13 protein-coding genes and 1 pseudogene are annotated in these 26,177 nt (G+C 73.3%); 10 read left to right on the forward strand and 4 right to left on the reverse strand.

From position 1 onward, the window contains the following. The first annotated feature begins 119 nt into the window (after window positions 1–119). Entirely contained in the window at window positions 120–647 is a 528-nt protein-coding gene (locus ACZ4AA_RS31145; RefSeq protein WP_467610125.1) for a GNAT family N-acetyltransferase, read from the forward strand. Window positions 648–764: 117 nt separating this feature from the next. Here ACZ4AA_RS31145 and ACZ4AA_RS31150 read toward each other — a convergent pair whose 3' ends face one another. Continuing rightward, complete coding sequence (locus ACZ4AA_RS31150; RefSeq protein WP_467610128.1) at window positions 765–1,415, reverse strand: response regulator transcription factor; 651 nt, start codon at window positions 1,413–1,415, stop codon at window positions 765–767. After that, the gene (locus tag ACZ4AA_RS31155) at window positions 1,403–2,689 is read right to left on the reverse strand and encodes a sensor histidine kinase (RefSeq protein WP_467610130.1); all 1,287 of its coding nucleotides are present in this window, start codon (window positions 2,687–2,689) and stop codon (window positions 1,403–1,405) included. The genes ACZ4AA_RS31150 and ACZ4AA_RS31155 overlap by 13 nt, the downstream gene beginning before the upstream one ends. Before the next feature lie 135 nt (window positions 2,690–2,824). Between ACZ4AA_RS31155 and ACZ4AA_RS31160 the strand changes: the two genes are divergently transcribed. Together ACZ4AA_RS31160 and ACZ4AA_RS31165 are read left to right on the forward strand one after the other, a co-directional pair. After that, complete coding sequence (locus ACZ4AA_RS31160; protein ID WP_467610133.1) at window positions 2,825–3,340, forward strand: hypothetical protein; 516 nt, start codon at window positions 2,825–2,827, stop codon at window positions 3,338–3,340. 52 nt (window positions 3,341–3,392) lie between these two features. Beyond that, a complete protein-coding gene (locus ACZ4AA_RS31165; protein ID WP_467610135.1) occupies window positions 3,393–4,115 on the forward strand; it encodes a class I SAM-dependent methyltransferase in 723 nt (240 codons plus the stop codon). Window positions 4,116–4,168: 53 nt separating this feature from the next. On the opposite strand, the gene ACZ4AA_RS31170 is transcribed toward ACZ4AA_RS31165, so the two are convergent. After that, window positions 4,169–5,554, reverse strand: coding sequence for an aminotransferase-like domain-containing protein (locus ACZ4AA_RS31170; protein ID WP_467610137.1), 1,386 nt, complete (start codon window positions 5,552–5,554; stop codon window positions 4,169–4,171). 583 nt (window positions 5,555–6,137) lie between these two features. Here ACZ4AA_RS31170 and ACZ4AA_RS31175 point away from each other — a divergent pair. Continuing rightward, a complete protein-coding gene (locus ACZ4AA_RS31175; protein ID WP_467610139.1) occupies window positions 6,138–7,064 on the forward strand; it encodes a phytanoyl-CoA dioxygenase family protein in 927 nt (308 codons plus the stop codon). A gap of 140 nt (window positions 7,065–7,204) precedes the next feature. On the opposite strand, the gene ACZ4AA_RS31180 is transcribed toward ACZ4AA_RS31175, so the two are convergent. Beyond that, the gene (locus ACZ4AA_RS31180; RefSeq protein ID WP_467610142.1) at window positions 7,205–8,041 is read right to left on the reverse strand and encodes a putative nonproteinogenic amino acid hydroxylase; all 837 of its coding nucleotides are present in this window, start codon (window positions 8,039–8,041) and stop codon (window positions 7,205–7,207) included. A 332-nt stretch (window positions 8,042–8,373) separates the two neighbouring features. Between ACZ4AA_RS31180 and ACZ4AA_RS31185 the strand changes: the two genes are divergently transcribed. The 6 genes and pseudogenes from ACZ4AA_RS31185 (at window position 8,374) to ACZ4AA_RS31210 (ending at window position 26,166) form a co-directional block, all read left to right on the forward strand. Then, on the forward strand, window positions 8,374–8,688 hold the full coding sequence (locus tag ACZ4AA_RS31185) for a phosphopantetheine-binding protein (protein WP_467610144.1): 315 nt from the start codon (window positions 8,374–8,376) through the stop codon (window positions 8,686–8,688). Continuing rightward, the gene (locus ACZ4AA_RS31190; RefSeq protein ID WP_467610146.1) at window positions 8,685–9,935 is read left to right on the forward strand and encodes a cytochrome P450; all 1,251 of its coding nucleotides are present in this window, start codon (window positions 8,685–8,687) and stop codon (window positions 9,933–9,935) included. The genes ACZ4AA_RS31185 and ACZ4AA_RS31190 overlap by 4 nt, the downstream gene beginning before the upstream one ends. Then, the gene (locus ACZ4AA_RS31195; protein WP_467610149.1) at window positions 9,932–10,669 is read left to right on the forward strand and encodes a thioesterase II family protein; all 738 of its coding nucleotides are present in this window, start codon (window positions 9,932–9,934) and stop codon (window positions 10,667–10,669) included. The genes ACZ4AA_RS31190 and ACZ4AA_RS31195 overlap by 4 nt, the downstream gene beginning before the upstream one ends. 158 nt (window positions 10,670–10,827) lie before the next feature. Further along, window positions 10,828–13,941, forward strand: a complete 3,114-nt coding sequence (locus ACZ4AA_RS31200; RefSeq protein ID WP_467610151.1) for a type I polyketide synthase — start codon at window positions 10,828–10,830, stop codon at window positions 13,939–13,941. A 72-nt stretch (window positions 13,942–14,013) separates the two neighbouring features. Continuing rightward, window positions 14,014–19,593, forward strand: a pseudogene (locus ACZ4AA_RS31205) (type I polyketide synthase); the annotation flags it as partial. A 12-nt stretch (window positions 19,594–19,605) separates the two neighbouring features. Then, a complete protein-coding gene (locus ACZ4AA_RS31210) occupies window positions 19,606–26,166 on the forward strand; it encodes a type I polyketide synthase (RefSeq protein WP_467610154.1) in 6,561 nt (2,186 codons plus the stop codon). Window positions 26,167–26,177: the final 11 nt, after the last annotated feature.

The following is a 26,177-nucleotide window of genomic DNA, read 5'->3' on the forward strand; positions in this document are numbered from 1 at the left end:
ACCCCACGGGGCTCGCCGCCCGGCCTCTCCGCGTAGGTTGGCCGTCCAGTCCGACGCACCGCCACGAGGCCCGCGTAGGTTGGCCGTCCAGTCCGACACACCGCCACGAGGTCCAGTTCATGACCGGCAGTACCAGGATCCGCCTGATCGAGCCCGCCGACGCCGCCGCGATCGCCGCCCACCGGGCCCGCGACGTCGAGGCGTTCCGGCTGTGGGAACCGGCGCAGCCGGCCGGCTTCTTCACCCCGCAGGGCCAGGCGGAGCGGATCGACCGCCTGCTGGCCGGACACCGGGCCGGTTCGGTCTGGCCGGGCGTGGTGCTCGCCGGCGATCAGGTGATCGGGCAGGTCACCGTCGGCGGCATCCTGCCGCAGCCGCACCTGCGCCGCGGCTCCCTCGGATACTGGATCGCCGGCGCCGCCCAGAACCAGGGGCACGCCGGGCGGGCCGTCGGGCTCGTCCTCGGGGTGATGACGGACGAACTCGAACTGCACCGCGCCGAGGCGTCCACCCAGTTGGAGAACCTGCCCTCGCAACGGGTGCTGCGCCGCAACGGGTTCAGCCCGTACGGCGTCGCACACTCCTCCATCCTCCTCGACGGGAGCTGGCGGGACGCACTGCTGTGGGAACGCATCCTCGGCGACTAGGCAGGCCCGTCCTCCCCGGCTCCGACTGGTGGAGAGCACCTGTCCGAAGGGCGCCGCATTCCCCACTCAGTGCTGCTCAGCACCGTTGTCGACCGGGCATGCGGGCGTGATCGCGCACTATGCGGTCGCGACGCCCAGGAAGCGCAGCACCGCCAGGACGCGGCGGTGGTCGGCGTCGGCCTGGGGCAGGTCGAGCTTGGTGAAGATGCTGTTGATGTGCTTGGCGACCGCGCTCTCGCTCACGACCAGCTCGGCGGCGACGCCGGAGTTGGACCGGCCGCCCGCCATCAGCTCCAGCACCTCCCGCTCGCGCGGTGTCAGCCGGTCGAGCGGATCGCTGTGCCGGCGCACCAGCAGCTGCGCGACGACCTGCGGGTCGAGCGCGGTGCCGCCGGCCGCCACCCGGCGTACCGCCTCGGTGAACTCCTCGACGTCGGCGACCCGTTGCTTGAGCAGATAGCCGACGCCCGAGGTGTTGGCGGCGAGCAGATCGGCGGCGTACCGCTCCTCCACGTACTGCGACAGCAGGAGCACGGCGGTACGCGGGTACTGGCGGCGGATCACCAGCGCGGCGCGCACTCCCTCGTCGGTGAAGCCGGGCGGCATGCGCACGTCGACCACGGCGATGTCGGGCCGGTGCTCCTCGACCGCTGCCAGCAGCCCTTCTGCGTCGGTGGCCTGCGCGCACATCTCGAAGCCGGCCGCCTCCAGCACCTTGACCACGCCGATGCGCAGCAAGAGGGAATCCTCGGCGATCACGGCGCGCACGGCAGCTCCACGGTGATGACGGTCGGGCCCCCGGCGGGGCTGCGGCAGGAGAACGCGCCGTCGACGGACGCGACGCGCTTGGCGAGCCCGACGAGCCCGGTGCCACCGCCGGCCGCCGCGAGATCCGCGCCGCCCGCGCCGTCGTCCGCGACGACCACCAGAAGTGTCTCCCCGATCCGCTCCACGGTCACGTCCGCCCGGGTCGCCTGGGCGTGTTTGACCACGTTCGTCAGGGCTTCGGAGACCACGAAGTACGCGACGGCCTCGACCGTGGGTGAGGGGCGCCGCGGCAGGTCCACCGCCACGCGCACCGGGATCGGGAGGCGGGCGGCGACCCCGGACAGCGCGGCGTCGAGGCCGCGGTCCTCGAGGACGGCCGGATGCAGGCCGCGCACCAGGTTGTTCAGCTCGGCGATCGCCTCCTTCGCCTCGCGGTGCGCCTCGTCGATCACCTTGCGGGCGTCCGCCGGCAGGTCGCCGAGGGTGGCCCTGGCCAGGCCCAGGTTGACGGCGAGCGAGACGAGGCGCTGCTGTACGCCGTCGTGCAGGTCGCGCTCGATCCGCCGCCGCTCGGCGTCGGCGGCGTCGAGCACGCCGGCCCGGCTCTCGGCGAGGTCGGCGACCCGGCGGGACAGCTTCTCCGTACGGCTGGGGCCGAGCAGGACCTCGGCCGCCCGGGTCTCCAGCCGCACCAGAGCGCCGGTCAGCCGGGGCCCGAGGAACAGCAGGGCGAGACCACCGGCGGTGATGTACGCGGCCTGCGTGGTGTACCCGACATCGGTGACCCGCCACTGCGGGGGCAGCGCCCAGATCCACACGTAGATGGAGGCGGCCACGAGAGCGACGGCCCAGACGGCGAGGACGGCGAGGTCCAGGACGGCGAGCAGTGGACCCGCCACGGCGTGGTAGCAGACCTGCCGCCACCAGGCCCGCGTGGTCAGCCGGCGCACGGCCGGCTTCCCGTTGCGTCCCGGCCCGGGTACGGCGGGGCGCGGGAGGTCCTTGCCGACGAGCGCCCGGTAACGCCGCCGCTGCCCGACGGTCAGCAGGGGTGTCACCGCGAGCGTGAACAGCACGGGCAGCGCCCCGAGCGCGAGCAGCACGGGCAGCGCAGTCGCGGCCGGCACCAACGCCGCCATCGTGCCGAGCAGCCAGAGCCACAGTGGCACCACGGCGAGGTGGAGCGGCAGGCCCGCGGCGACGAGCGCGGTCCGGTGTCCAGCCCTGCGGAACGGCCGGCCCGGCACCAGCCGCAGCCACGTCGTGAGTTGCATGCGTCAAACGGTAAAGCCGCAGGCCATCCCCGTGCCATGACGCTGCCGCCCGGTTCGGGGGTGCACTTTTCTCCACCCCGGGTCGGAACCCTGCGTGACTGACGGCGCCCTGGTGTGCGGCGGAGGGTTGAGCACGTGAAGGGGAGAGCCGGCGGGGAACGGGGTAAGACGATGCGTCAACTGGATTTGTGCAATGACGAATTGGCCGGTGCCGAGGGCTTCGACCGCGCCGAGGTCATCCCGCTCCACGAAGAGGCGGAGGAGCCGCGCCCGGCGCGGGGCATGCGGCGGGCCGGGTGCCTGCTGGTCGCCTGCGGGCTCGCTCTGCTGCCGTGGCTGTACGCGCTGGCCACCGGCCTGCCGGCCACCGCGACCGCGGCGCACTGGCCGGTCGCCTGGGTCGGGCTCGACGCGCTGGAGGCGCTCGGCCTGATCGCCACCGGCCTCCTCGCCGCCCGCGGTGACCGGCGGCACTCCCTGGCGGCCGCCGCGACCGCGACGCTGCTTGTGGTGGACGCCTGGTTCGACACCGCGACCGCGGCCCCGGGCGGCGACTTCGCCACCGCGGTCGCCATGGCGCTCGGCGCCGAGCTGCCGCTCGCCGCGCTGTGCGGCCGGTTGGCGCTGCGGGCGCTGAGCCGGCCCGCGTGACACCGACCGCCCGGCCACATGCCACGACCGAATCGATCCACCGGAGAACACCATGCACCGCATCACCACCGCCCCGCTCGCCCCGATCCCGTCCCGGACCCGCTGGGCGGTCGCCGCCGGCGCGGGCGCCGCGTTGGCCGCCGCCTGGTGGCTGGGCGACACGGCGCCCTATCCGTACGCCCAACGCGGCCTCCTCGGCGTGCCGTTGCCGTTCCTGACGGCCGACCGTATGGACGCCGTACTGCAACCGCGGCCGGGGGAGCGGATCCTGGAGATCGGCCCGGGGACCGGACTGCAGTCGCTGCACGTCGCCCCGCAGCTCGGGCCGGAGGGACGGCTCGATGTGCTCGACATCCAGCAGGAGATGCTCGACCACGTGATGTGCCGCGCCGAGCGCGACGGCCTGGCGACGATCAGGCCCACCCGCTCGGACGCACGTGAACTGCCCTACGCCGACGGGACATTCGACGCCGTATACGCCGTGACCGCGCTCGGCGAGATCCCCGAGCCGGAACGGGTACTGCGCGAGGCGGCACGGGTGCTGGCACCGGGCGGGCGGCTGGTGATCGGCGAGTTCTTCGACCGGCACTGGATCCCCTTCGGCCGGCTGCACCGGCTCGCCGACGCCGCCGGCCTCCACCTGACCGAGCGCCGCGGCCCGAGCCCGGCATACCTCGCCCGCTTCCGACCCTGCGGAGCCCACGCGCCCGTTCGCCAGGGCGAGCACCTCGCCCCCGCAAGGCGAGAGGGGAGTCCTGCGGCTTCTGCTGCGTGATTCCGGTCTCCGATCGTGCCGGGTCCTCTCCGGCAGCAAGCCCGCGGCAGGGGTCAGGCGCTCTGCGGCTCCAGCAGCCGGCCGGCCCCCGTGTGCGCGAGGCCGGGCAGGTGGCGGGTGCGCTGGTCCTGGACGAGTTCGCCGAGGCGCTCGACGCCCAGGGCGATCTGCTCGGGGGTGAGCACGCTGAAGGAGAGCCGGGCCTGGTGGAACCCGGACGTGCCACCGTAGAAGTGGTCCATGGGCGTCCACAGGACCCCGAACCGGGACGCCGAGTACTCCAGCATGGCGTCGTCCGCCCGGAACGGCAGGCTCAGGACGACGAACATCCCGCCCTCGGGCGTGTTCCACGAGACGTCCTGCCCGGCGCCCGGCACCGGCGCGAACACGCAGCGCAGACGCTCCAGCAGGGTCGCGAGGTTGCGGCGGTAGACCTCGGCCTCGCGGGCGGTGGCCCGCTTGAGACTGCAACCGTTCTCCAGCAGGTACCCGCCGATCACCGCCTGCGCCACCGTCGAGGTGTTGAGCGTGACCATGGACTTGAGCCGGGCGAGCAGGTCGGCGAGCAGCACCGGCTCCTTTTGCCCGTCGCCCGCCGCCGTCACCGGCTGGTCCGCGATCACGTAGCCCACGCGGGCACCGGCGAACGCGGACTTCGCGAACGACCCGAGGTGGATCACCTGATGCCGCTCGTCCAGGGCCTTGAGCATGGGCAGCGAGGAACCGTCCGCACGGAAGAGGGAGTACGGGTTGTCCTCGACGACGAGGATCCGCTCCCGCCTGGCCAGCTCCAGCAGGGCGATCCGGTCCGCCAGGGACATGCTCGCGCCACTGGGGTTGGCGAAGTCGGGGACGACGTAACAGGCACGCGGCCGCAGCCCCTCGCGCCGCGCCGCCCGTATCTGCCGCTCCAGGTCCTCCAGATCGATGCCCCCCTCGTGCTCGCGCACGCAGCGCACCGGCGCGCCGGCCACCCGGGCCGCGCCGATGAACCCGACGTAGTTGGGGGTGGCGGCGAGGATCACGTCACGCGCGTCCCGGACGAGGGCGCGCAGCAGCAGCACCATCGCCTCCTGGCAGCCGGTGGTCACCACGATGCTCTCCGGGTCGACCCTCAGGCCCTCGTCGACCTCCAGCTGACGGGCGATGAGCTCGTGGATGAACCCCTTCGTGCGCCCGTACTGGAAGAACGTGCGCCGCATCTGCTCCGCGGCCAGGCCCTTCTCGCCCTCCAGATAGCCGCGGAACGTCGCCAGATGACGGGCGAGGTCATCGACGTCGTAGAAGCCCTCGAACGGGCGCCCCGCGGAGAACGACACCGCGTCCGGATACCGTCCCGCGAGTTCGTTGAGCAGCGTCATGGAAGTGAGCGCGGGATCGTCGACCGACGCGTGCAGGTCGGTGACACTCAGCCGGAACGGCCCTGGTTGTTTGGACATAGTCACGTCATCCTCGTCCGCCGGACAGATCAGCCCTGAGCCGGTGTCGGTTGAATGCCGCCTCGTCGGGTCTCAAGAACATATGTGGCCCCCCTCGAACGCTGAAGGACGATGACTGGAGAAGGGGTCGATTCCCGCTGTTCCCACGCACCGGAAAAAAATGGGGGGTGTCGCGCACGCCGTCCCGTCAGCGGGACAGAGCGGACCGGCCTCCGGACCGGCCCGCCCCGCCCGAAACGCGGTACGTCATCGAGAAAGCCTCGAGTTCCGCGAGACATTGACACCCTCTCGGGCGGCGGAGAAGAGTATGGAACTGCTGGGCGAGCCGTGAGAAGCCCCGGGGACCGCCGCCGCGACCGGCAGCCGTCACCCCGTGAACAGCCGGGCAGCGAAGCCCCTTTCGCGGCCCGCCCGCCCGGATGATGAGCGGCCGCATATCAGGGCGATGCCGCGTCGACCCTCCATTCGACCACCTGCGCACGGCCCGCGCCGAATGCGCGGAGCCGGCGGACGGTACGCCGAGACGGCTCCACGCCTTTTCCGCGCGGCAAGCGGTATCCGACACCCGAGAAGGAGTTGACGCATGACCACACTTGACGAAGGCGTACTGGAGAAGGCGGCGAAGGAATACGCCGAGCAGGGCTTCTCCATCATCCGCAATGTCATTCCCCCGGAGGTCCTGGAGGAGGCGGCCGCCCATGTCGACTGGCTCACCCGGAAATACCCGGATCTGCGTCCCGAGCACTTCCACCACCCGCTGATCCGCAACGACGCCTTCTGGGCCCGCCTGGTCTCCGACCCCCGCCTCGTGGACATCGCGGAGTTCTTCCTCGGCCCCGACCTGGCGTGCTTCACCGCCCACTACATCTGCAAGCCCCCCTACAACGGACAGCCCGTGCTGTGGCACCAGGACGGCGCCTACTGGACGCTCAGCCCGATGGAGGCACTGACGGTGTGGCTGGCCGTCGACGAGAGCACCACGCACAACGGCTGCCTGCGCATGATCCCCGGCAGCCACCGACTGCCCCTGCACAAGCCGTCGTCGCGCACCGACACGGACAACATGCTCTTCTCCGCCTCCGACGAGACCATCGTGCGGGAGTGGATCGACAAGGCCGGTGTCGTGGACATCGAGCTCCAGCCCGGCGACGTCTCCATCCACCACCCCCACCTGCTGCACCACTCGGAGGCGAACACCTCCGCCAAGCGGCGCTGCGGTCTGGACATCGGCTACATCGCCACGACCACCCGCATCCACAGCGAGGGCATCTACCTCGACCCGCTGCTGGTACGCGGGACCGACGCGGCCGGCCTGAACAACTACCGCCCGTTCCCCACCTACCAGGACGGCGAGACGATCCCCTTCGCCGGCCAGGAGGACTGGAACGACCACGTCACCAAGCTCAACGCGGCACTGCCCTCGCGCACCCGGGACCTGCCCGAGGAGAGCCCCATCGAGACGACCCGGCACATGATCGAGCGGCTGCGCGCGGGCACCACCAAGGGATGACCCGCCCGCACCGGCCGAGGGGCGCGCCGCCACGTGCGGCGCACCCCCCGGCCATCGGCGTTCGTACGGGTACGGCGACGGGCCGGGATCCAGGGCACCGCCCCGGATCCCGGCCCGCCGTCAGTGCGCGGCAGGAGCTCTCACCAGACGAACGCCTCGCCGTCGCCCCGCTTCTCGATGCAGTACGTGCGGAAGGCCTGCGCCTTGGCGACGATGTCCCCGTCGCCGGTGCGCCGCGCGGCCTCCAGATACCAGTCGAACGCCGCGGTGGCGTGCGCGCGCCGCTCGAAGTGGAGCGCGGCGAACGGACGGAAGGCCGCCCGCATCGTCTCGGGCGTGAAGTGGCGCCCGGAGCCGATGAGTTCCTCCAGCTCCGCCTCCCCGACCTCGGGCCGCTCGGGCAGCAGGACCGGCTGGGTGGCGGGGATGTCGCCCCGGATCGCCAGCGGCTCCTCGGATCCCGCGAAGTCCAGGCACAGGGAGAGCCGGGCCGTCGTGGCGGTGCTGCGCGCGGAGTGCGGATCGGTCGAGTGGATCTTCCACACCTCGCCGCGGCGTATGTGGTAGACGGTGTCGTTCTCGGAGTGCAGGGACTCCTCGCTGGTGCGCAGCGGAACCTGCACCCGCAGGCCCGGCTCCGCCCACTCCAGGAAGTCCACGTGCGGGGCGATGATCCCCTCGCGCAGCGCGAAGATCCGCACCCACTGGAGGCGGTCCAGGGGGAAATGCGCGGCCACCAGGGACATGACGTTCGGCAGCCGCTTTCCCAGTTCCGTCAGGGAAAGGCTGCCCTCGTGCGGACGGAAAGCGACGTCGGAATCGGCGCCGCTGCCGTTGGCCAGCACATGGGACGACCAGGACCCGAAGGTGAACGTGTCGTATTCACCGCCGTATTCGTGCTCGTCCACGATGGACAGTTCCGGGCCCAGGTCGTACGAATCGATGGGCAGTACCGCGAGCCGTTCCGACTTCAGCAAGGAAATCTCCTCCAGCACAGGATTGTCCGAGGCGCCCGGAAACCGCTGGGCGTTCCACCCGATCGTCACCATATTTCTTCCCGGTCGGGCAAGGCAACGAAGCGGCGAAGCGCCGGACTTGAGCCCATCGGGCGGTCCGTATTCTGTCCGCCGCATGCTCCGGGCAGGGCCGCGAAGACACCGGTCCGTCCCGTCGGCAGGACAGCCGGCTCCTGCCGGGACGGCCCGCCCTGTCATCTCTTGCCCGGCGTTTCCCCGGCCATCTACCGTGGCAGCGCGGTGACTTCGGGCACCCGGGAATTCCCGTTCGACAGAGGAAGGAAAGGCTGGAAATGAAATCTTCGCCGAAGGTGATCGACCAGCGGGACGAACAGGACGGGACACCGGAAGGAGAGGCCGCTTCCTGCGGTGCGCCGGCCTCGCTCGTCGGGGAAGTCTCCGCACTGTGGGCCGCGCACTTCGGTGACCGTGAAGTCGGCCCGGACGACGACTTCTTCGTGCTCGGCGGCAATTCGCTCACCGGCATCAAAATCATCGAGCAGGTGGCGCGGGACTACGGCGTCCAGCTGTCCGTCCGCGACTTCTACCTGGCGCAGACCCCCACCCGGGTCGCCGAACTGATCGAGCAGGCAAGGACGGGGACGTGAGGCTGACACCGGGTCCCGCGCACGGCGTCGACCTCGACGGCGTCGACCTCTTCGACCTGGACCTGTACACCTCGGGCGATCCGCACCGGGTCTGGGACGTGATGCGGGAGAGGGCGCCGCTGCACCATCAAGTCCTGCCCGACGGACGGGAGTTCTGGTCGGTGACCCGGCACGAGGACGTCTGCCGCGTCCTCGGCGACCACCGCGAGTTCACCTCCGAACGCGGCACGACCCCCACCCACGTCGGGATCGACGACCCCGCGGCGGGCAGGCTGCTGACCTCCACCGACCCGCCCCGGCACACCGAGGTCCGCCGCCCGCTCGGCTCCAAGCTCACCGCCCGCGCGGTGAAGTCCTGGGAGGACTCCATCCGCGGGACGATCCGGCGCTTCCTGGAGCCGGCCCTGGACGGCGAGACCTTCGACCTCGCCGAACGGGCCCTGCTCCTGCCGGCGATGGTCACCGGCCCGCTCCTGGGCATCCCCGCCAAGGACTGGGAGGAACTCGTCCAGCTGACCGCGATGGTGACAGCCCCCTGCGACCCGCACTTCATGGTCGGCCACGAGGCCGCCACCCTGGCCATCTCCCACCACGAACTGGTCGACTACGTCACCCAGTGGGTCAAACGGCGCCGCGCGGCCGGCGGCGCGGACGACACCCTGCTCGCCCACCTCATGAGCGTCAGCGCGGGCGGCGCCCCGCTGAGCGACGAGGAGATCGCCCTCGACGGCTACAGCATCCTGCTCGGCGCCAACGTCACCACACCGCACACCGTCTCGGGCACCGTGCAGGCCCTCATCGAGCGGCCCGAGCAGTTCGACAAGGCGCAGGCCGACCCGACCCTGATCCCGAACCTGGTCGAGGAAGGACTGCGCTGGACCTCGGCCGCCTGCAACTTCATGCGCTACGCCGTGGACGACGTCCCCATCGGCGGGGGCACGATCCCGGCCCGCGCGGCGGTCGTCGCCTGGATCGGCTCGGCCAACCGGGACGCCTCCCTCTTCCCCGACCCGCACACCTTCGACATCACCCGGCCCAACGCCAAACGGCAGGTCGCGTTCGGGTTCGGGCCGCACTTCTGCATCGGCGCGCCCCTGGCCCGGCTCACCCTGCGGATCTTCTTCGAGGAACTGCTCCAGGCCTGCGGACCGATCGAGCCCGCCGGCGAACCGCAGCACCTGCGGTCCTACTTCATCGCCGGGATGACCCACCTCCCCATCGTCACGCAGAAACGAAAGACGCCATGACAACCGGCTCCGCACTCGCCCCGTCGCCGTGGTTCGTCCGGCCGCCGTCCACCGGACACCAGGGCCGCCTCTTCTGCTTCCCCTTCTCCGGATCGGGCGCCTCCGCCTTCAGCGCCTGGCCGGCCGCGCTGGAGGACATCGAGGTCTGCCCGGTGCAGTTCCCCGGCCGCGAGAACCGGCTCGGCCACCCCCACTACGGCACCTACGAGAACCTCGCCGCCGACCTGGTCGAACCCCTCACCCCCCTGCTCGACCGGCCGTTCGCGTTCTTCGCGCACTGCGCGGGCGCCCTGCCCGCCTACGAGACCGCGCTCCGCCTCGCCGAGGCCGGGCTGCCCACACCGGACTGCCTGTTCGTCTCCGGCCAGGTCGCCCCGCACGACGCCGGACGCGACCGGATGCTCACCATGACCGAGGACCAACTGCGCGACGAGGTCGAGGCGTTCGTCCGCGGCCGGGGCATCGAACCGCGCCCCGACATGATCGACCTGGGCCTCATGGTCCTGCTGCGCGACCACGCGGCCGCCAAGAAGTACCGGCGACAGACACCGGTCACGGTGGACTGCCCCATCGTCGTCCTGCACTGGCAGGACGACCTGGACGTGACCCTGAGCGACCTGCACGGCTGGCGCCGCTACGCCGACTCCGTCGAGTTCCGGGTGGTCGGCGGCGGCCACTACGACTTCATGAACGCCCCCGACGAACTGTCGAAGCTGCTCACCCGCTGGCTCTGAGCCCCACCCGCCCGTGGCGTGAGCCCCGTAGCACCGCCGGCCGCCGTGAATCCCTTGCCACCGCCGGCGGCCGTGAGCCCCGCAGCACCGGCGGTGGCCGTGCGTCCCGTGACGCCGCCCGTGCCCGCCGTACACCGAAGGAACCGGAAGGAACACTCATGAGTGGCGCAGCCACCGATATTGCCGTGATCGGGATGTCGTGCCGCTTCCCCGGTGTGCACGGCGTCGCCGAGTTCTGGGACCTGCTGCGCGAGGGCCGGTCGACCATCGGCACGTTCCCCGGGCAGCGGGCCGACGACGCCCGCTCGACGTACCGGTCCCACCCGGACGCCGCCACCCTGGGCTCCGGCTCCTTCCTGGATGCCGTCGACGGTTTCGACGCCGCCTTCTTCGACATCGCGCCCGGCGAGGCGGCGGCCATGGACCCCGTGCAGCGCCTGGGCCTGGAGCTCGCCTGGGAGGCCGTCGAGGACGCCCGCCTGCCCGCGAGCGCCCTGGCCGGCCGCGAGGTCGACGTCGTGGTCGGCGCCGCCCCCTCCGGCTACGACCTGCTGCGCCGAGCATCCGGCAGCGACCGCGACGACCACTACGCGGCGCTCGGCTCCAGCGGCGCGCTGATCGCGAACCGGATCTCGCACCTGTTCGACGTCCGCGGCCTGAGCCTGTGCGCGGACTCCGGCCAGTCCTCCTCCCTGGTGTCACTGGCACTGACCTGCGAACGCATCCGCGGCGGAGCGGTGGACACGGCGATCGCGGGCGGCGTGCACCTGATCGTCGACCCCGAGGCGGGCGCGGGCCTGGCGAATCTGGGCGCGCTCTCGCCCGACGGCCGCTGCTTCCCCTTCGACGCCCGGGCCAACGGCTTCATCCGCGGCGAGGGCGGCGCGTTCGTCGTCCTCAAACGGCTCGACCTCGCCGTCGCCGACGGCGACCACATCTACGCGGTGGTCCGCGGCTGGGGCGTCAACAGCGCCGGCGCCTCCTCCCGGATGCCGGACCCCAGCCCCACCGGGCAGGCGGCGGCCGTGCTGTCCGCCGTCGCCCGCGCGGGCATCGGCTTCGAGGACGTCGACTACGTCGAGGCCCACGGCACCGGCACCCGGCTCGGCGACCCCGCCGAACTGGCGGGCCTGCGCGAGGTGTTCCGCGCCGCCGGCCGCAGCCGCCCGCTGGCCATCGGCACGGTCAAGGCGAACGTCGGCCACCTGGAGCCCGCCGCGGGCATCACCGGCTTCGTCAAGGCCGCACTCTGCCTCGACCGCGCCCACCTGGTCCCCAACCCCGGCTTCACCACCCCCGCCGACCCCGGCTTCCACGACGACTTCGACGTCCCGCGCGCGGCGCGGCCCTGGCCGGACCGACCCGGCCGGCCCCGCCGGGCAGGGGTCACCTCGATCGGGATGGGCGGCACCCACGCCCACGTCGTCCTCGAACAGGCCCCCGCCCCGCAGGACGAACCGCCCGCCGCGCACCGGGACACCACCCCGGCGCTCGCCGCCGGTACGGCGGTGCCCTGGATCCTGTCCGCCCGCTCGGAACAGGCCCTGCGCCGGCAGGCCGCCCGCCTGCACGACCTCGTCACCGCCGACCCCTCCCTGCCGGCACCGGCGATCGGCCACGCGCTCGCCACGACCCGCCGGCTGTTCGAGCACCGGGCCGTCGTCCTGGCCGGCGACCGCGACGAGACCCTGGCCGCCCTGGAGACGCTGGCCGCCGGCACCGCCGCCCCGCGGACGGTGCGCGGCACGGCCACCGGGCCCGCGGGACCGGTCGTCTTCGTCTTCCCCGGCCAGGGATCGCAGTGGCTGGGCATGGGCCGGCAGCTGTACGCCCAGTCCCCGGTCTTCGCCCGCGCCGTCGACGCCTGCGCGAAGGCCCTTGCCCCCTGGCTCGACTGGTCCCTGCTGGACCTGATCACCGGGGCCGGGACGGCGCCGTCGCTGGAGCGCGGGGACGCCGTCGTCCAGCCCGCGCTGTTCGCGATGATGGTCTCCCTCGCCGAACTGTGGCGCTCGCTGGGCGTGGTCCCCGACGTGGTGGTGGGACACTCCCAGGGAGAGATCGCCGCGGCCTGCGCGGCCGGCGCGCTCAGCCTGGAGGACGCGGCACGCATCGTCGCCCTGCGCAGCCGGGCCCTGACCGAACTGGCGGGCCTGGGCGGGCTGAACGCGGTCGCCGCACCCCTGACCTGGGTCGAGGAACGCCTGGAGCACCAGTCGGGGCGGCTGTCGGTCGCCGCCGTCAACGGACCGGCCTCCGTGGTGATCGCCGGAGACCTCCCGGCACTGGAGGAGTTCGCCGCCCGGGCCGCCGAGGACGGCGTCCGCGTCCGCCGCGTCAGGATCGAGTACGCCTCCCACTCCCACCAGGTCGAACGCATCCGCGAGAAGGTCCTGTCGGCCGCCGCCGGCATCACGGCGCGCACGACGGCCGTGGAGTTCCACTCCACCGTCACCGCCGCACCGCTGGACACCCGCGGACTCGACGCCGACTACTGGTACGCCAACCTGCGCTCGACCGTCCGCTTCGGCGAGGTCGTGGAGAACCTGATGCGCGAACGCGGCGGCGTGTACGTGGAGATCAGCCCGCACCCCGTGCTCCAGGTGGCGATGGAGGAGGCCGCCGACGCGCTGGCCGTCCCGCCCGCGGTGGTGGGCACCCTCAGCCGCCACGACGGGAGCGCCGGCAAGGTCCTGGCGTCGCTGGCAGAACTGCACGTGCGCGGTGTCCCGGTGGACTGGACGGCGGCCCTCACCCCCGGCCGCACCCGCCGGATCGGCCTGCCGACCTATCCCTTCCAGCGCCTGCGCCACTGGCTGACCGCGCCCGCCGGCCCGAACGGGCCCGCCGCGCCCGCGGCCGGCCCCGACACACGTACGGCCGGCCCCGATTCGCCGTCGGCGGCCCGCGCCCTGGTGTGCGCCGAGACGGCCGCCCTGCTGGCCGCCAAGGGCCTGGCGCTGACACCCGCGGATCTCCAGGCGCGGGCGGGCGAGAGCTTCAAGGCCCTGGGCTTCGACTCCTCGACGGCGGTGGAGCTGCGCAACCGGCTCAACGCGGCCGCCGCGGTACGGCTCCCGGCCACCGTCGCCTTCAGCTACCCCACGCCGCAGGCGCTCGCCGACCACCTCTTCTCCCGCCTGGAACCCCCCGCCCCCGCCCCCGCGGAGCCGGTGAAGCCGAGGGAGCCGGTGGAGCCGGTGAGGGAGCCGGTCCCTGACGTGAGCAGCGACGACGATCTCTACGCCTTGATCGACCGCGGATATGTGTAGCGGACACGTCCAGCCGTACCCGTTCTTCCAATCAACCGTTGAGGGAGGCCCCTGGTGGAGGAAGTCGACAAGCTCCGCTCCTACTTGCGACGTGCCGTCGGCGACGCGCAGGAACTGCGCGAGCGGGTGCGCGAGCTGGAGGAGTCCGCGCGCGAACCCATCGCCGTCGTGGGGGTGGGGTGTCGCTTCCCGGGCGGGGTGACCTCCCCCGAGGACCTGTGGAACGTCGTGTCCGGCGAAGTGGACGCCATGGGCGACTTCCCCGCCGACCGCGGCTGGGACGTGGAGGCGCTCTACGACCCCGACCCCGCCGCGCACGGCAGGACGTACACCCGCACCGGCGGATTCCTGTCCGAACTCCCGGACTTCGACGCGGAGTTCTTCGGCATCAGCCCGCGTGAGGCGCTGGCCACGGACCCGCAGCAGCGGCTGATGCTGGAGACGACCTGGGAGGCCCTGGAGCGGGCGGGCATCGACCCGGCCGGTCTGCGCGGTTCACCCACCGGCGTGTTCACCGGCCTGTACGGCGTCGACTACGGCCCCCGGGTCGGCGGCGCCGCGGCCGGCGAGGTGGAGGGCTTCCGGCTCACCGGCACCTATCTCAGCGTGGCCTCGGGCCGTGTCGCCTACGTCCTGGGCCTGGAGGGCCCGGCCGTCTCGACCGACACCGCCTGCTCCGCCTCCCTGGTCGCCGTCCACCAGGCCGTACGCTCCCTGCGCTCGGGGGAGTGCACGCTGGCCCTGGCCGGCGGGGTGTCGGCGCTGCCGTCCCCGGGGATGTTCGTGGAACTCGCCCGGCAGCGGGGCCTGTCGGCCGACGGCCGGTGCAAGGCGTTCGCGGACGCGGCGGACGGCACCGGCTTCTCCGAGGGCGCGGGCGTCCTGGTCCTGGAACGGCTCCGCGACGCGCGCCGCAACAACCGCCGGATCTGGGCGGTCATCCGCGGCTCGGCCATCAACCAGGACGGCGCCTCCAACGGGCTGACCGCCCCGAACACGCTGGCCCAGCAGCGGGTCATCCGGGCCGCCCTGGCCGACGCCGGACTCCCGGCCGGCGCGGTGGACGCGGTCGAGGCCCACGGCACCGGCACCCGGCTCGGCGACCCCATGGAGGCCGAAGCCCTGCTCGCCACCTACGGCCAGGGCCGCGAGGCCCAAGACCCGCTGTGGCTGGGGTCGTTGAAGTCGAACATCGGCCACACCCAGGCCGCCGCCGGGGTCGGCGGCATCATCAAGATGGTCATGGCGATGCGCCACGGCGTCCTGCCCCGGACCCTGCACGTGGATCGGCCCTCCACCCATGTCGACTGGTCGGCCGGAGCCGTGGAACTGCTGACCGAGGCCCGCGAATGGACCACCGCGGACGGCCGGCCCCGGCGCGCGGGCGTCTCCTCCTTCGGCATCAGCGGCACCAACGCCCACCTGATCCTCGAACAGGCCCCCGCCGCAGCCGAACCGCACCCGGCCCCGGCCCCCGCCGCACCCGAACCGCACCCGGCCCCGGACCCCGACGCCGTGCGGCCCGCCGCCGGCGCGGCCGTTCCCTGGGTGCTCTCTGCCCGCTCCGAGCAGGCCCTGCGCGAGCAGGCGGCACGGCTGCGCGAGCACGTCGCCGCCGACACCGGCCCGAGCGCCGCGGACGTGGGACGGGCGCTGGTGCGCACCCGCTCGCTCTTCGAGCACCGCCAGGTCGTCATCGGCGCCGACCGCGACGAACTCCTGGACCGCCTCGCCGCCGTCGCCGCGGGACAGGAACCCGCCGGCGGAGCGGTGTCCGGCACCGCCGGACCGGTCGGCAGAACGGTCTTCGTCTTCCCCGGCCAGGGCGCCCAGTGGATCGCGATGGGCCGCGAACTGATGGAGACCTCACCCGTCTTCGCCGCCGAACTGCACGCCTGCGCCAAGGCGTTGGAGCCGTGGGTGTCCTGGCCGCTGATCGACACCGTCTGCGGCGGGCCCCGGTCCGCGGACCTGGAGGACATCGACGTCGTCCAGCCGGTGCTGTTCGCGGTGATGGTCGCGCTCGCCCAGGTGTGGCGCTCGCTCGGGGTCAGCCCCGACGTCGTCATCGGCCACTCCCAGGGCGAGATCGCCGCCGCCTACGTCGCCGGCGCCCTGAGCCTGGAGGACGCCGCCAGGATCGTCGCCCTGCGCTCACGCCTGCTGGCCACGGTCACCGGGCAGGGCAGCATGGCCGGCATCCTGCTGCCCGAGGACCGTGTGCAGCAGCTCCTCGCGGGCCAGGAGTCCCGCATCGGCATCGCCGCCGTGAACGGACCCGGCTCCACGACGGTCTCCGGCGAGACCGCGGCGGTCGAGGAACTCCTCGCGGCCTGCCAGGCCCAGGGCGCCCGCGCCCGGCTGATCAAGTCCAGCGTCCCCGGCCACTCACCGCTGATGGACCGCTTCGACGGCCGCCTCCAGCGGGAACTCGGTCCCGTCACCCCCCGGCCCACCCCGGTGGCGATCTACTCCACCGTCACCGGCGACCTGATCGACCCCCTCGAACTGGACACCGGCTACTGGTACCGCAACCTGCGCCGCCCGGTGCAGTTCGCCACCGCCATGACACGCCTTCTCGCCCGGGAACCCGACAGCACCGTCGTCGAACTCAGCCCGCACCCGCTGCTCGTGATGACCGTCCAGGAGATGTTCGACACCACCCCCGGCGCCACCGGACACGTGGTGGGCTCACTGCGCCGCGGCGAGGGCGGCCTCGCCCGGCTCTACCGGTCGGCGGCCGAGGCCTTCGTCGCGGGCACCGCCGTCTCCTGGGACGCGGCCTTCCCCGACACCGACGCACCAGGGGCCGAGCTGCCCACGTACGCCTTCCAGCGCCGCCGCTACTGGCTGAACACCCCCGCCGAGACCACCGCCGCGAGCACCTCGGACCACCCCCTGCTCGACACCGTGATCGACCTGCCCGACGGCGCCGCCGACGGCGGTAGCGACGGCGGGGGAGTGGTGGGCGGCGGACGTCTGTCGCTGGAGCGCCACCCCTGGCTCGCCGACCACGTCGTCCACGGCGCCGTCCTGGTGCCCTGGGCGGTGCTGGCCGACCTCGCGGCCTGGGCGGCGCACCGCAGCGGCTGCGACACCGTCGGCGAACTCACCCTGGACACCCCGCTGGTGCTCTCCCGCACCGGCGAACGCGAGATCCGCGTCCTGGCCGACGGCAACGGCGTGATCGGCATCCACTCACGCGCCGACGGCGACAGCCCCTGGACCCGCAACGCCACCGGAACCCTTGACCGCGGCAACGCGCAGGCCCCCGCCCTCGACGGCCTCACCGCCTGGCCGCCCCCCGGCGCGAGCCTCGTGCCCGCCGACGGCGAACACACCGCCCTGGCCGCCGCCGGCCTCACCCTCGGCCCCCTGCTGCGCGGCACCCGCACACTGTGGCGCAAGGGCGACACCCTGTTCGCCGAGGTCGCACCGCCCGCGGCCGACAGCGCCGAACACAGCGGCTTCCGAATCCACCCGGCCCTGCTGACCACAGCCCTGCTCCCGGCCCCGGGCGAGCCCACCGGCGCCTCCCGGCCCCAGGGCCTGCTGCCCGTCCACTGCACCGGACTGCGCCTGGGCTCCACCCGCCCGGCCGGCCTGCGCCTGCGGCTCGCCCCCGCGGGGGACGACACCCTGTCCGTGACCCTCGCGGACGGCAGCGGGACACCGCTCGGCGCCATCGCCTCACTGAGCCTGCGCCCCGCGGACGCCGACCAGCTCACCGCGCTGGGCTTCGACCACCAGGACGCCCTGTTCCAGGTCGACTGGACCCCCCTCGCCGTTCCCCCCGCAGCACCGGCCGGCCACGACACCGCGCCGGAAGCAGCGGACGGACCGGCCCCCAACGCCCCGCTCGCCGCCTCCGGCGCGACACCACCCCCCGTCGTCATCGCCCGCCTCGACGAGAGCGACGCCGACCGTACCGATACGCCCGCCGCCACCGGACAGCGCCTGCACCAGGTGCTGCGCCGGACCCAGGACTGGCTCGCCGACGAACGGTTCGCCGCCTCCCGCCTGGCCCTGGTGACCCGCGACGCCTTCCACGACGACCAGGTCGCCCACGCCGACCCCGCGGCGGCCGCGGTCTGGGGCTTCGTACGCACCGCGCAGTCCGAGAACCCGCAGCGCTTCACCCTGATCGACACCGACGGCCGGCCCGAGTCCCTGGCCCTCCTCCCGGCGGCCGCCGCCACCGGCGAAGCCCAGCTCAAGATCCGGGCCGGCCGCGTGAGCACCCCCCGACTGGCCCACGCCAGCCCCGCACCGCCCCGCGACAGGACACCACGGGCGGCCGCGCTCGGCTCCGGCACGGTCCTCATCACCGGCGGCACCAGCGGCCTCGGCGCGATCCTGGCCCGCCACCTCGCCGAACGCCACGGGGTACGCCGGCTGCTGCTGACCAGCAGACGCGGCCCGGCCGCCCCCGCCGCGACCGCGCTCAGCGCGGAGCTGACCGCGGCCGGCGCCCACGCCGACATCGTGGCCTGCGACGTCACCAGCCGCGACGCCGTCGCCGACCTGCTCGCCGCCATCCCCTCCGAGCACCCGCTGACCGCGGTGATCCACTGCGCCGGCGTCCTGGACGACGGCGTCGTCCAGGCCCTGACCGAGGACCGCCTCGACGCCGTCCTCGCGCCGAAGGTCCACGGCGCCTGGCACCTGCACGAACTGACCGCACACCTCCAGCTCTCCGCGTTCGTGCTGTTCTCCTCCGTCTCCAGCGTCCTGGGCACCCCCGGACAGGCCAACTACGCCGCCGCCAACGCCTTCCTCAACGGCCTCGCCGAGGCCCGCCACGGCCAGAAACTCGCCGCCACCGCGCTGTGCTGGGGCTTTTGGGCCGAACGCAGCGACATGAGCGCCGCCATCGGCGAAGCCGACGTCGAACGCATGCGCCGCCACGGCGTCAAACCCCTGTCCTCACGCGAAGGCCTCGCCCTCTTCGACGCGGCCGTCACCGCCGACGAACCCGTCCTCGTGCCGGCCCTCCTCGACCTGGCCGCCACCGGCACCGCCCAGGCCGGGCAGACGGTCTCCCCGCTGCTGCGCACCCTCGCCCGGACCACCCCCGGACCCCAAGGCCCCGCCGGCCCCGGGAGCGCCGACGTGCCGCTGGAACAGCGGCTGCGCTCACTGCCCGCCGACGAGGCCCACACCGTGCTGCTGGAGGCCGTACGGGCACAGACCGCCCTGGTCCTCGCCCACGCCGACACCGGACGGGTCGGCCCCACCGCGACGTTCAAGACACTGGGCATCGACTCGCTCACCGCCCTGGAACTGCGCAACAAACTGGCGGCGGCCACCGGCCTGAAACTGCCCGCCACCCTCGTCTTCGACCACCCCACCCCCACCGCCGTCGCCCACTTCCTGGGCACGCGCATCACCCCGGACCCCGGCGCCGCCCAGCAGCTGTCACCGGCCGATCACCTGGTCAAGGAGATCGAGGAACTGGGCGCCCGGCTCGACGACACGCTGCGCACCCTCGCGGAGCGGGACCGGACCACGATTTCCACACTGCTCGGCACCTTGCAGGGCCGAGTCCGCCCGACGGCGGGCGACGACGCCTCGCCGGCCGCCATCGTCGGCCAGATCGGCGCGGCCTCGGCGGGAGAGCTTCTCGCGCTGCTCGACAAAGAGCTCGGCTAGGGGAAAAGGCAGATGACAAACGACAACAACGCCGAGGTCCTCGACTACCTCAAGCGCACCTCGATCGAGCTGATCGAGACCCGCAGGCGCCTTCAGGAACTGACCGACGCCGCCGCCGAACCCATCGCGATCGTGGGCGCCGCCTGCCGCTACCCGGGCGGGGTCACCTCCCCCGAGGACCTGTGGGAGCTCGTACTCCAGGGCGCGGACGTCGTCGGCGACTTCCCCGGCGACCGCAACTGGAACCTGGACACCTTCCACGACCCCGACCCCGACCACCCCGGCACCTGCTACACCCGCAAGGGCGGATTCCTCTACGACGCCGGTGACTTCGACGCCGAATTCTTCGGGATCAGCCCGCGCGAGGCCCTGTCCGCCGACCCGCAGCAGCGCCTGCTGCTGGAAACCTCGTGGGAGTGCGTGGAACGGGCCGGCATCGACCCCGAGTCCCTGCGCGGCAGCGACACCGCGGTGTTCGCCGGACTCGCCTACTTCGGCTACGGCAACCACTTCACCACCCCCGAGGCCATCGCGGGCTACGCCCAGACCGGTTCCCTGCTCAGCGTGGCCTCCGGGCGCATCGCCTACGCCCTGGGCCTGGAGGGCCCGGCCGTCTCCACCGACACCGCCTGCTCGTCCTCGCTGGTCGCGGTGCACCAGGCGGTGCAGTCGCTGCGCCAGGGCGAGTGCACACTGGCTCTGGCCGGCGGCGTCACCGTCGTCGGGATGCCCCAGGTGTTCCGGGAGATGTCCAAGCAGCGGGGCCTGTCGGTCGACGGCCGGTGCAAGGCGTTCGCGGACGCGGCGGACGGCACCGGCTTCGCCGAGGGCGTCGGCATGCTCGTCCTGGAACGGCTCTCCGACGCCCGCCGCAACAACCGCCGCATCTGGGGAGTGATCCGCGGCTCGGCCGTCAACCAGGACGGCGCCTCCAACGGCCTGACCGCACCCAGCGGTCCCGCGCAGCAGCGCGTGATCCGCGCCGCCCTGGCCGACGCCCGCCTGAGCGCCGGCGACGTCGACGCGGTCGAGGCCCACGGCACCGGCACCACCCTCGGCGACCCCATCGAGGCCGGCGCCCTGCTCGCCACCTACGGCCAGGACCGCGACACCCAAGACCCGCTGTGGCTGGGGTCGTTGAAGTCGAACATCGGCCACACCCAGGCCGCCGCCGGGGTCGGCGGCATCATCAAGATGGTCATGGCGATGCGCCACGGCGTCCTGCCCCGGACCCTGCACGTCGACCGGCCCTCCACCCATGTCGACTGGTCGGCCGGAGCCGTGGAACTGCTGACCGAGGCCCGCGAATGGACCACCGCGGACAGCCGGCCCCGGCGCGCGGGCGTCTCCGCGTTCGGGGTCAGCGGCACCAACGCCCACGTCGTCCTGGAACAGGCACCCCCCGAGGACGACGAGGACGACGAGGACCACCCGCCCCACTGCCAGGGCACCCCGGTGCCCTGGGCGCTGTCGGCCCGCTCGGACCAGGCACTGCGCGACCAGGCACGCACCCTGCACGACGCCGTCGCCGCCGCGAGGGACCCCGACCTCCTGGGCACCGGCTCGTCACTGCTCTCCAGCCGCACCCTCTTCGAGCACCGCGCGGTGGTCCTGGGCCACGACCGCGACGAACTCCTCGACGCCCTCCAGTCCTTGAGCCAGGGCCAGGACTCCGCCGCCGTCGTGCACGGCACCGCCGGCGACCCCGCCGACCTGGTCTACCTCTTCCCCGGCCAGGGCTCCCCCTGGGAAGGCGCCGCACGCGAGCTGTACGACACCTACCCCGCCTTCGCGCAAAGCCTCGACGAGATCTGCGCCCGCTTCGACACCCACCTGCCCCACCCGCTCAAGCCCCTCCTGCTCGCCGACGAGCCCACCGGCCGCGACCGCGACCGCACGGACATCGCCCAGCCCGCCCTGTTCACCCTCCAGGTCAGCCTCTACCGGCTCCTGACCCGCTACGCCCCGACCCCCGCCCGGCTCATCGGCCACTCCGTCGGCGAGATCGCCGCCGCCCATGTCTCCGGCGTCCTGGACCTGGACACCGCGACCCGCCTGGTCGCCGCCCGCGGACGCCTCATGCAGACGGTCACCGAACCCGGCGCCATGCTCGCCGTCCGCACCTCGCACCGGCACATCGCCACCCTCCTCGGCGGCCACGACCGCATCGGCGTCGCCGCCGTCAACGGACCCGAGTCCGTGGTCGTCTCCGGCCTGCGCGACCAGATCCACGCCCTGCGCGAGAAGCTCACCGCCGACAAGATCTCGGCCAAGCTCCTCCCGGTCGGCCACGCCTTCCACTCCCCGCTGATGGACCCGATCCTCGACGCGTTCGCGGCGGAGCTCGGCGACCTGCCCGACGGCGAGATGACGATCCCCGTCGTCTCCACCCGCCTGGGCCGCCCGGCCACGCTCCAGGAGCTGACGTCCGCCCGCCACTGGGTCGACCACGTCCGCGACCCCGTGCGCTACTGGGACGCGGTGGACAGCGCCCGCGCCACCGGCGCGGGCGTCTTCGTGGAAGTGGGGCCCGGCGCGACCCTCACCGGCATCACCAAGGAAGCCCTCGCCGCCGAGGGCGCGCACGACACCCTGGTCGTCCCGGCGTCACGGCGCGACCGCACGGCCCCGCAGGCACTGCTCGGCGCCCTGGCCCAGCTGCACGTCAGCGGCACCCCGGTGGACCTCCGTGCCCTGTTCGGCGCGCGCCGCACGGTCGACCTGCCCACCTACGCCTTCCAACGGCAGCGCTACTGGCTGGACTTCCTCGCCGGAACCCGGAGCGCGGACGTCACCTCCGCGGGCCTCACCGCCCCCCGGCACCCGCTGCTCGGCGCCGTGGTGGACCACCCCGGCACCGGCGAGCTGGTCTTCACCGACCTGTGGTCCCTGCGCACCCACGGCTGGCTGGCCGACCACACCGTGTTCGACACCGTCGTCGTCCCCGCGACGGCCTGCCTGGACCTCGCGCTGTCGGCCGGCGCCCACGCCGGATGCGGCACCGTCGAGGAACTCACCCTGGCCGTCCCCCTGATCCTGCCCGACACCGGCGAGCTGCGGATACGCGTCGCCGTCGGCGCCGCCGACGACAGCGGACGCCGCTCCCTGGACCTGTACTCCCAGCACGCCGGGGACAGCGAGAGCCAGGGCGGCTGGACCCGCCACGCGAGCGGGACCCTGACCCCCGCCGCCCCGGCCGCCCCCGCGAGCGGCACCGGCCCGCTCACCGTATGGCCGCCCACCGGGGCGCGGCGGCTCGACATCAGCGGCCTCTACGACCGGTTCGCGGACGCGGGATTCGACTACGGCCCGCTCTTTCGCGGACTGCGGGAGGTCTGGCGGCACGGCGAGGACCTCTTCGCCCTGGCCACCCTCCCCGACACCACCGACCCCACCGCCGGTGGCGCCTTCGCCCTCCACCCGGCCCTGCTCGACACCGTCCTGCACGCGTCCGTGGCCGGCGGCATCATCGAGGTCACCGGCGAACAGGGCCGCATGCCCTTCGCCTGGTCCGGCGCGGAGGTGACCGGAGCCTGCACGCCGACCGTCAGGGTCCGCCTCTCCCCGGCCGGCCAGGACGCCGTGTCCCTGGAGATCGCCGACGAGCACGGCCGCCCGGTCGCCACCGTCGCCGCGCTCGCCTTCCGCCCGGCGAACGCCGACCAGGTCCGCACCGCCCACACCGAGCGGCAGCCTCTGTACGAACTGAGCTGGCACCCGGCCGAGGAGACCACGCACGAGACCCGCCCGGAGCAGTGGGCCGTCCTCGGCACCCCGGACGGCCTGGCCGCACGGCTCACCGCCGCGAGCGAGGCACCGGCGCCGCTCCACGGCTCGCTGGACGAGGTCCTGGCGGGACAGCCGCCCCGCCACATCGTCCTGGCCCTGGACGACTTCCTCACCCCGGGCCCCGACCTCCTCGCCACCGTCGCCGACGCGGACAAACGGGCACTGGAACAGGTCCAGCGCTTCCTCGGCGAAGACGCCCTCGCCGCCTCCACGCTGGTCGTCCTCACCCGCCTGGCCGTCGACACCGGCACCGGCGAACACCTCGAAAGCCTGCCCGGCGCCTCCGTCTGGGGCCTGATCCGCTCCGCCGCCACCGAACACCCCGGCCGATTCAAGCTGGTGGACCTCGACGACACCGCCGCCTCCCTCGCCCGCCTCCCCGAAGCCCTCGCCCTCGACGAGAACCAACTGGCCCTGCGCGAAGGCACCTTGCTCGTCCCGCGGCTGACCGCCGCCCAGCCGGCACAGCACCGCATCCAAGCACCGCCCGCCGGAGCCCACCGCCTGGGCATCCCGGCCAAGGGCACGCTGGAGAACCTCACCTGGATCCCCTGCCCCGAGGTCCAGGCACCCCTGACCTCAGGCCAGGTCCGTATCGCCGTGCAGGCCGCGGGCCTCAACTTCCGCGACGTCACCATCGCCCTGGGCCTGGTGGAGCGCACCGCCATCGACGCCGGACTCGGCAGCGAGGGCGCCGGCACCGTCCTCGACGTCGCCGACGACGTCACCGCGTTCGCCCCCGGCGACCGCGTGACCGGCATCTTCAGCGGGGCCTTCGGCCGCACCGCCGTGGCCGACCACCGCATGCTCGTCCCCGTCCCCGACGGCTGGACCTACGCCGAGGCCGCGTCCGTGCCCTGCGCCTTCCTCACCGCCCACCACGGCCTGATCCGCGTGGCGAACCTCCAAAAGGGCCAGCGCGTCCTCATCCACGCCGCCGCGGGCGGCGTCGGCATGGCCGCCGTCCAGCTCGCCCGCCACCTCGGCGCCGAGATCTACGCCACCGCCAGCCCCGCCAAATGGCCCGCCCTCAAGGCCCTGGGACTGGACGAGTCCCACCTGGCCTCCTCCCGCGACCTGCACTTCGCCGAGAAGTTCCGCACCACCTCCGGCGGCCGCGGCGTCGACGTCGTCCTCAACTCCCTCGCCCACACCTTCGTCGACGCCTCACTGACCCTGCTCCCCGGCGGCGGCCGCTTCGTCGAGATGGGCAAGACCGACCTCCGCGACCCCGCCCGGATCGCGGCCGCCCACCCGGGAGTCGACTACCGGCCCTTCGACCTCTACGAGGCAGGACCCGACGCGATCCAGGACATGTTCCGCGCCGTCATGGACCTGTTCACCGACGGCCACCTGCGGCTCACCCCGCTGTCCCTGCGCGACATCCACGACGCCCGCGCCGTCTTCCGCGAGATGAGCCAGGGCCGCCACACCGGCAAACTCGTCCTCGACCTCGGCGAGGGCCTCGGCGGCGGCACCGTCCTGGTCACCGGCGGCACCGGGGGAGTGGGATCCCTCCTCGCCCGCCACCTCGTCACCCGACACGGCGTACGCAGCCTGCTCCTGGCCGGCCGCAGCGGCCCCGCCGCCGACGGCGTCCCCGAACTCGTCGCCGACCTCCAGGCCAGGGGAGCGGCCGTACGGGTCGTCGCCCTGGACGTCACCGACCGGGCCGCCATGGCCCGCCTGCTCGACGATCTCCCGCCCCGCCATCCGCTGACCGCCGTCGTCCACGCGGCCGGAGCCCTCGCCGATGGCACCGTCGAGTCCCTGACCGCCGAAAGCATCGACCACGTGCTCGCCGCCAAGGCCGGCGGCGCGGTCAACCTCCACGAACTGACCCAGGACCACCACCTGTCGGCGTTCATCCAGTTCTCCGCCCTCGCCGGCACCCTCGGCACCGCGGGACAGGCCAACTACGCCGCCGCCAACGCCTTCCTGGACGGCCTCGCCGCCCACCGCAGGGCCCGCGGCCTGCCCGGCACCTCACTGGCCTGGGGCTGGTGGGAGCAGAGCAGCGGCATGACCGGCGAACTCGACGCCGCCGACCTCTCCCGGCTGCGCCGCACCGGCATCACCGCCATGGCCACCCCCGACGCCCTGACCCTGTTCGACACGGCCCGCACCAACGGCGGAGCGGCCCTGATCCCGGCCCACCTGGACCTCACCGCCCTGCGCGAGCAGGACACCGCCCAGGTGCCCCCGCTGCTGCGCGACCTCGTCGAAGCCGGCCGCCCCCGCCGCACCAGGGCCGCCACCACCCAGGACACCGGCCCGGCCGCACTGCCCGCCCGCCTGACCGGCCTGCCCGCCGACCAGGCACGGGCGACCGTCCTGGAATGGGTCCGCGACCAGGTCGCCGTCGTCTTCGGCCACACCTCCGCCGCGAAGGTCGACGTCGACGAGGCCTTCACCCGCCTCGGATCCGACTCCCTGATCGCCGTCGAACTCTGCAACCGCCTGAACGCCTCCACCGGTCTTCGACTGCCGTCCACCATCGTCTTCAGCTACCCGACACCACGCGAACTGAGCGAACACATCAGTGACTTGCTGCGCCCCGAAACCGCCGGCGAACCGGACCGCGCGGACGAGGACGCGGCGATCCGCGAAGCACTGCGGACCGTCTCCATCGACAGCCTGCGCGGCGCGGGCGTCCTCGACCTGATCCTGGCCTGCGCCCAGAGCCCGCACACCGCCCCCGCGGCGGACGACAGCACGGACCCGGACGAACTCTCGGACCTGGATCTCGAAGCACTGGTCGACCTGGCCCTGGAAGAGAAGTAGTTGACCTTGTC

It is taken from the genome of Streptomyces sp. NPDC024698 (assembly GCF_055559015.1).

Excerpts from the sequence above, each read along its gene's own strand:
- ACZ4AA_RS31145 (WP_467610125.1), top strand. The coding sequence starts at position 120 with ATGACCGGCAGTACCAGGATCCGCCTGATCGAGCCCGCCGACGCCGCC.
- ACZ4AA_RS31155 (WP_467610130.1), bottom strand. The coding sequence starts at position 2,689 with ATGCAACTCACGACGTGGCTGCGGCTGGTGCCGGGCCGGCCGTTCCGC.
- ACZ4AA_RS31165 (WP_467610135.1), top strand. The coding sequence starts at position 3,393 with ATGCACCGCATCACCACCGCCCCGCTCGCCCCGATCCCGTCCCGGACC.
- ACZ4AA_RS31170 (WP_467610137.1), bottom strand. The coding sequence starts at position 5,554 with ATGTCCAAACAACCAGGGCCGTTCCGGCTGAGTGTCACCGACCTGCAC.
- ACZ4AA_RS31175 (WP_467610139.1), top strand. The coding sequence starts at position 6,138 with ATGACCACACTTGACGAAGGCGTACTGGAGAAGGCGGCGAAGGAATAC.
- ACZ4AA_RS31185 (WP_467610144.1), top strand. The coding sequence starts at position 8,374 with ATGAAATCTTCGCCGAAGGTGATCGACCAGCGGGACGAACAGGACGGG.
- ACZ4AA_RS31195 (WP_467610149.1), top strand. The coding sequence starts at position 9,932 with ATGACAACCGGCTCCGCACTCGCCCCGTCGCCGTGGTTCGTCCGGCCG.
- ACZ4AA_RS31200 (WP_467610151.1), top strand. The coding sequence starts at position 10,828 with ATGAGTGGCGCAGCCACCGATATTGCCGTGATCGGGATGTCGTGCCGC.
- ACZ4AA_RS31210 (WP_467610154.1), top strand. The coding sequence starts at position 19,606 with ATGACAAACGACAACAACGCCGAGGTCCTCGACTACCTCAAGCGCACC.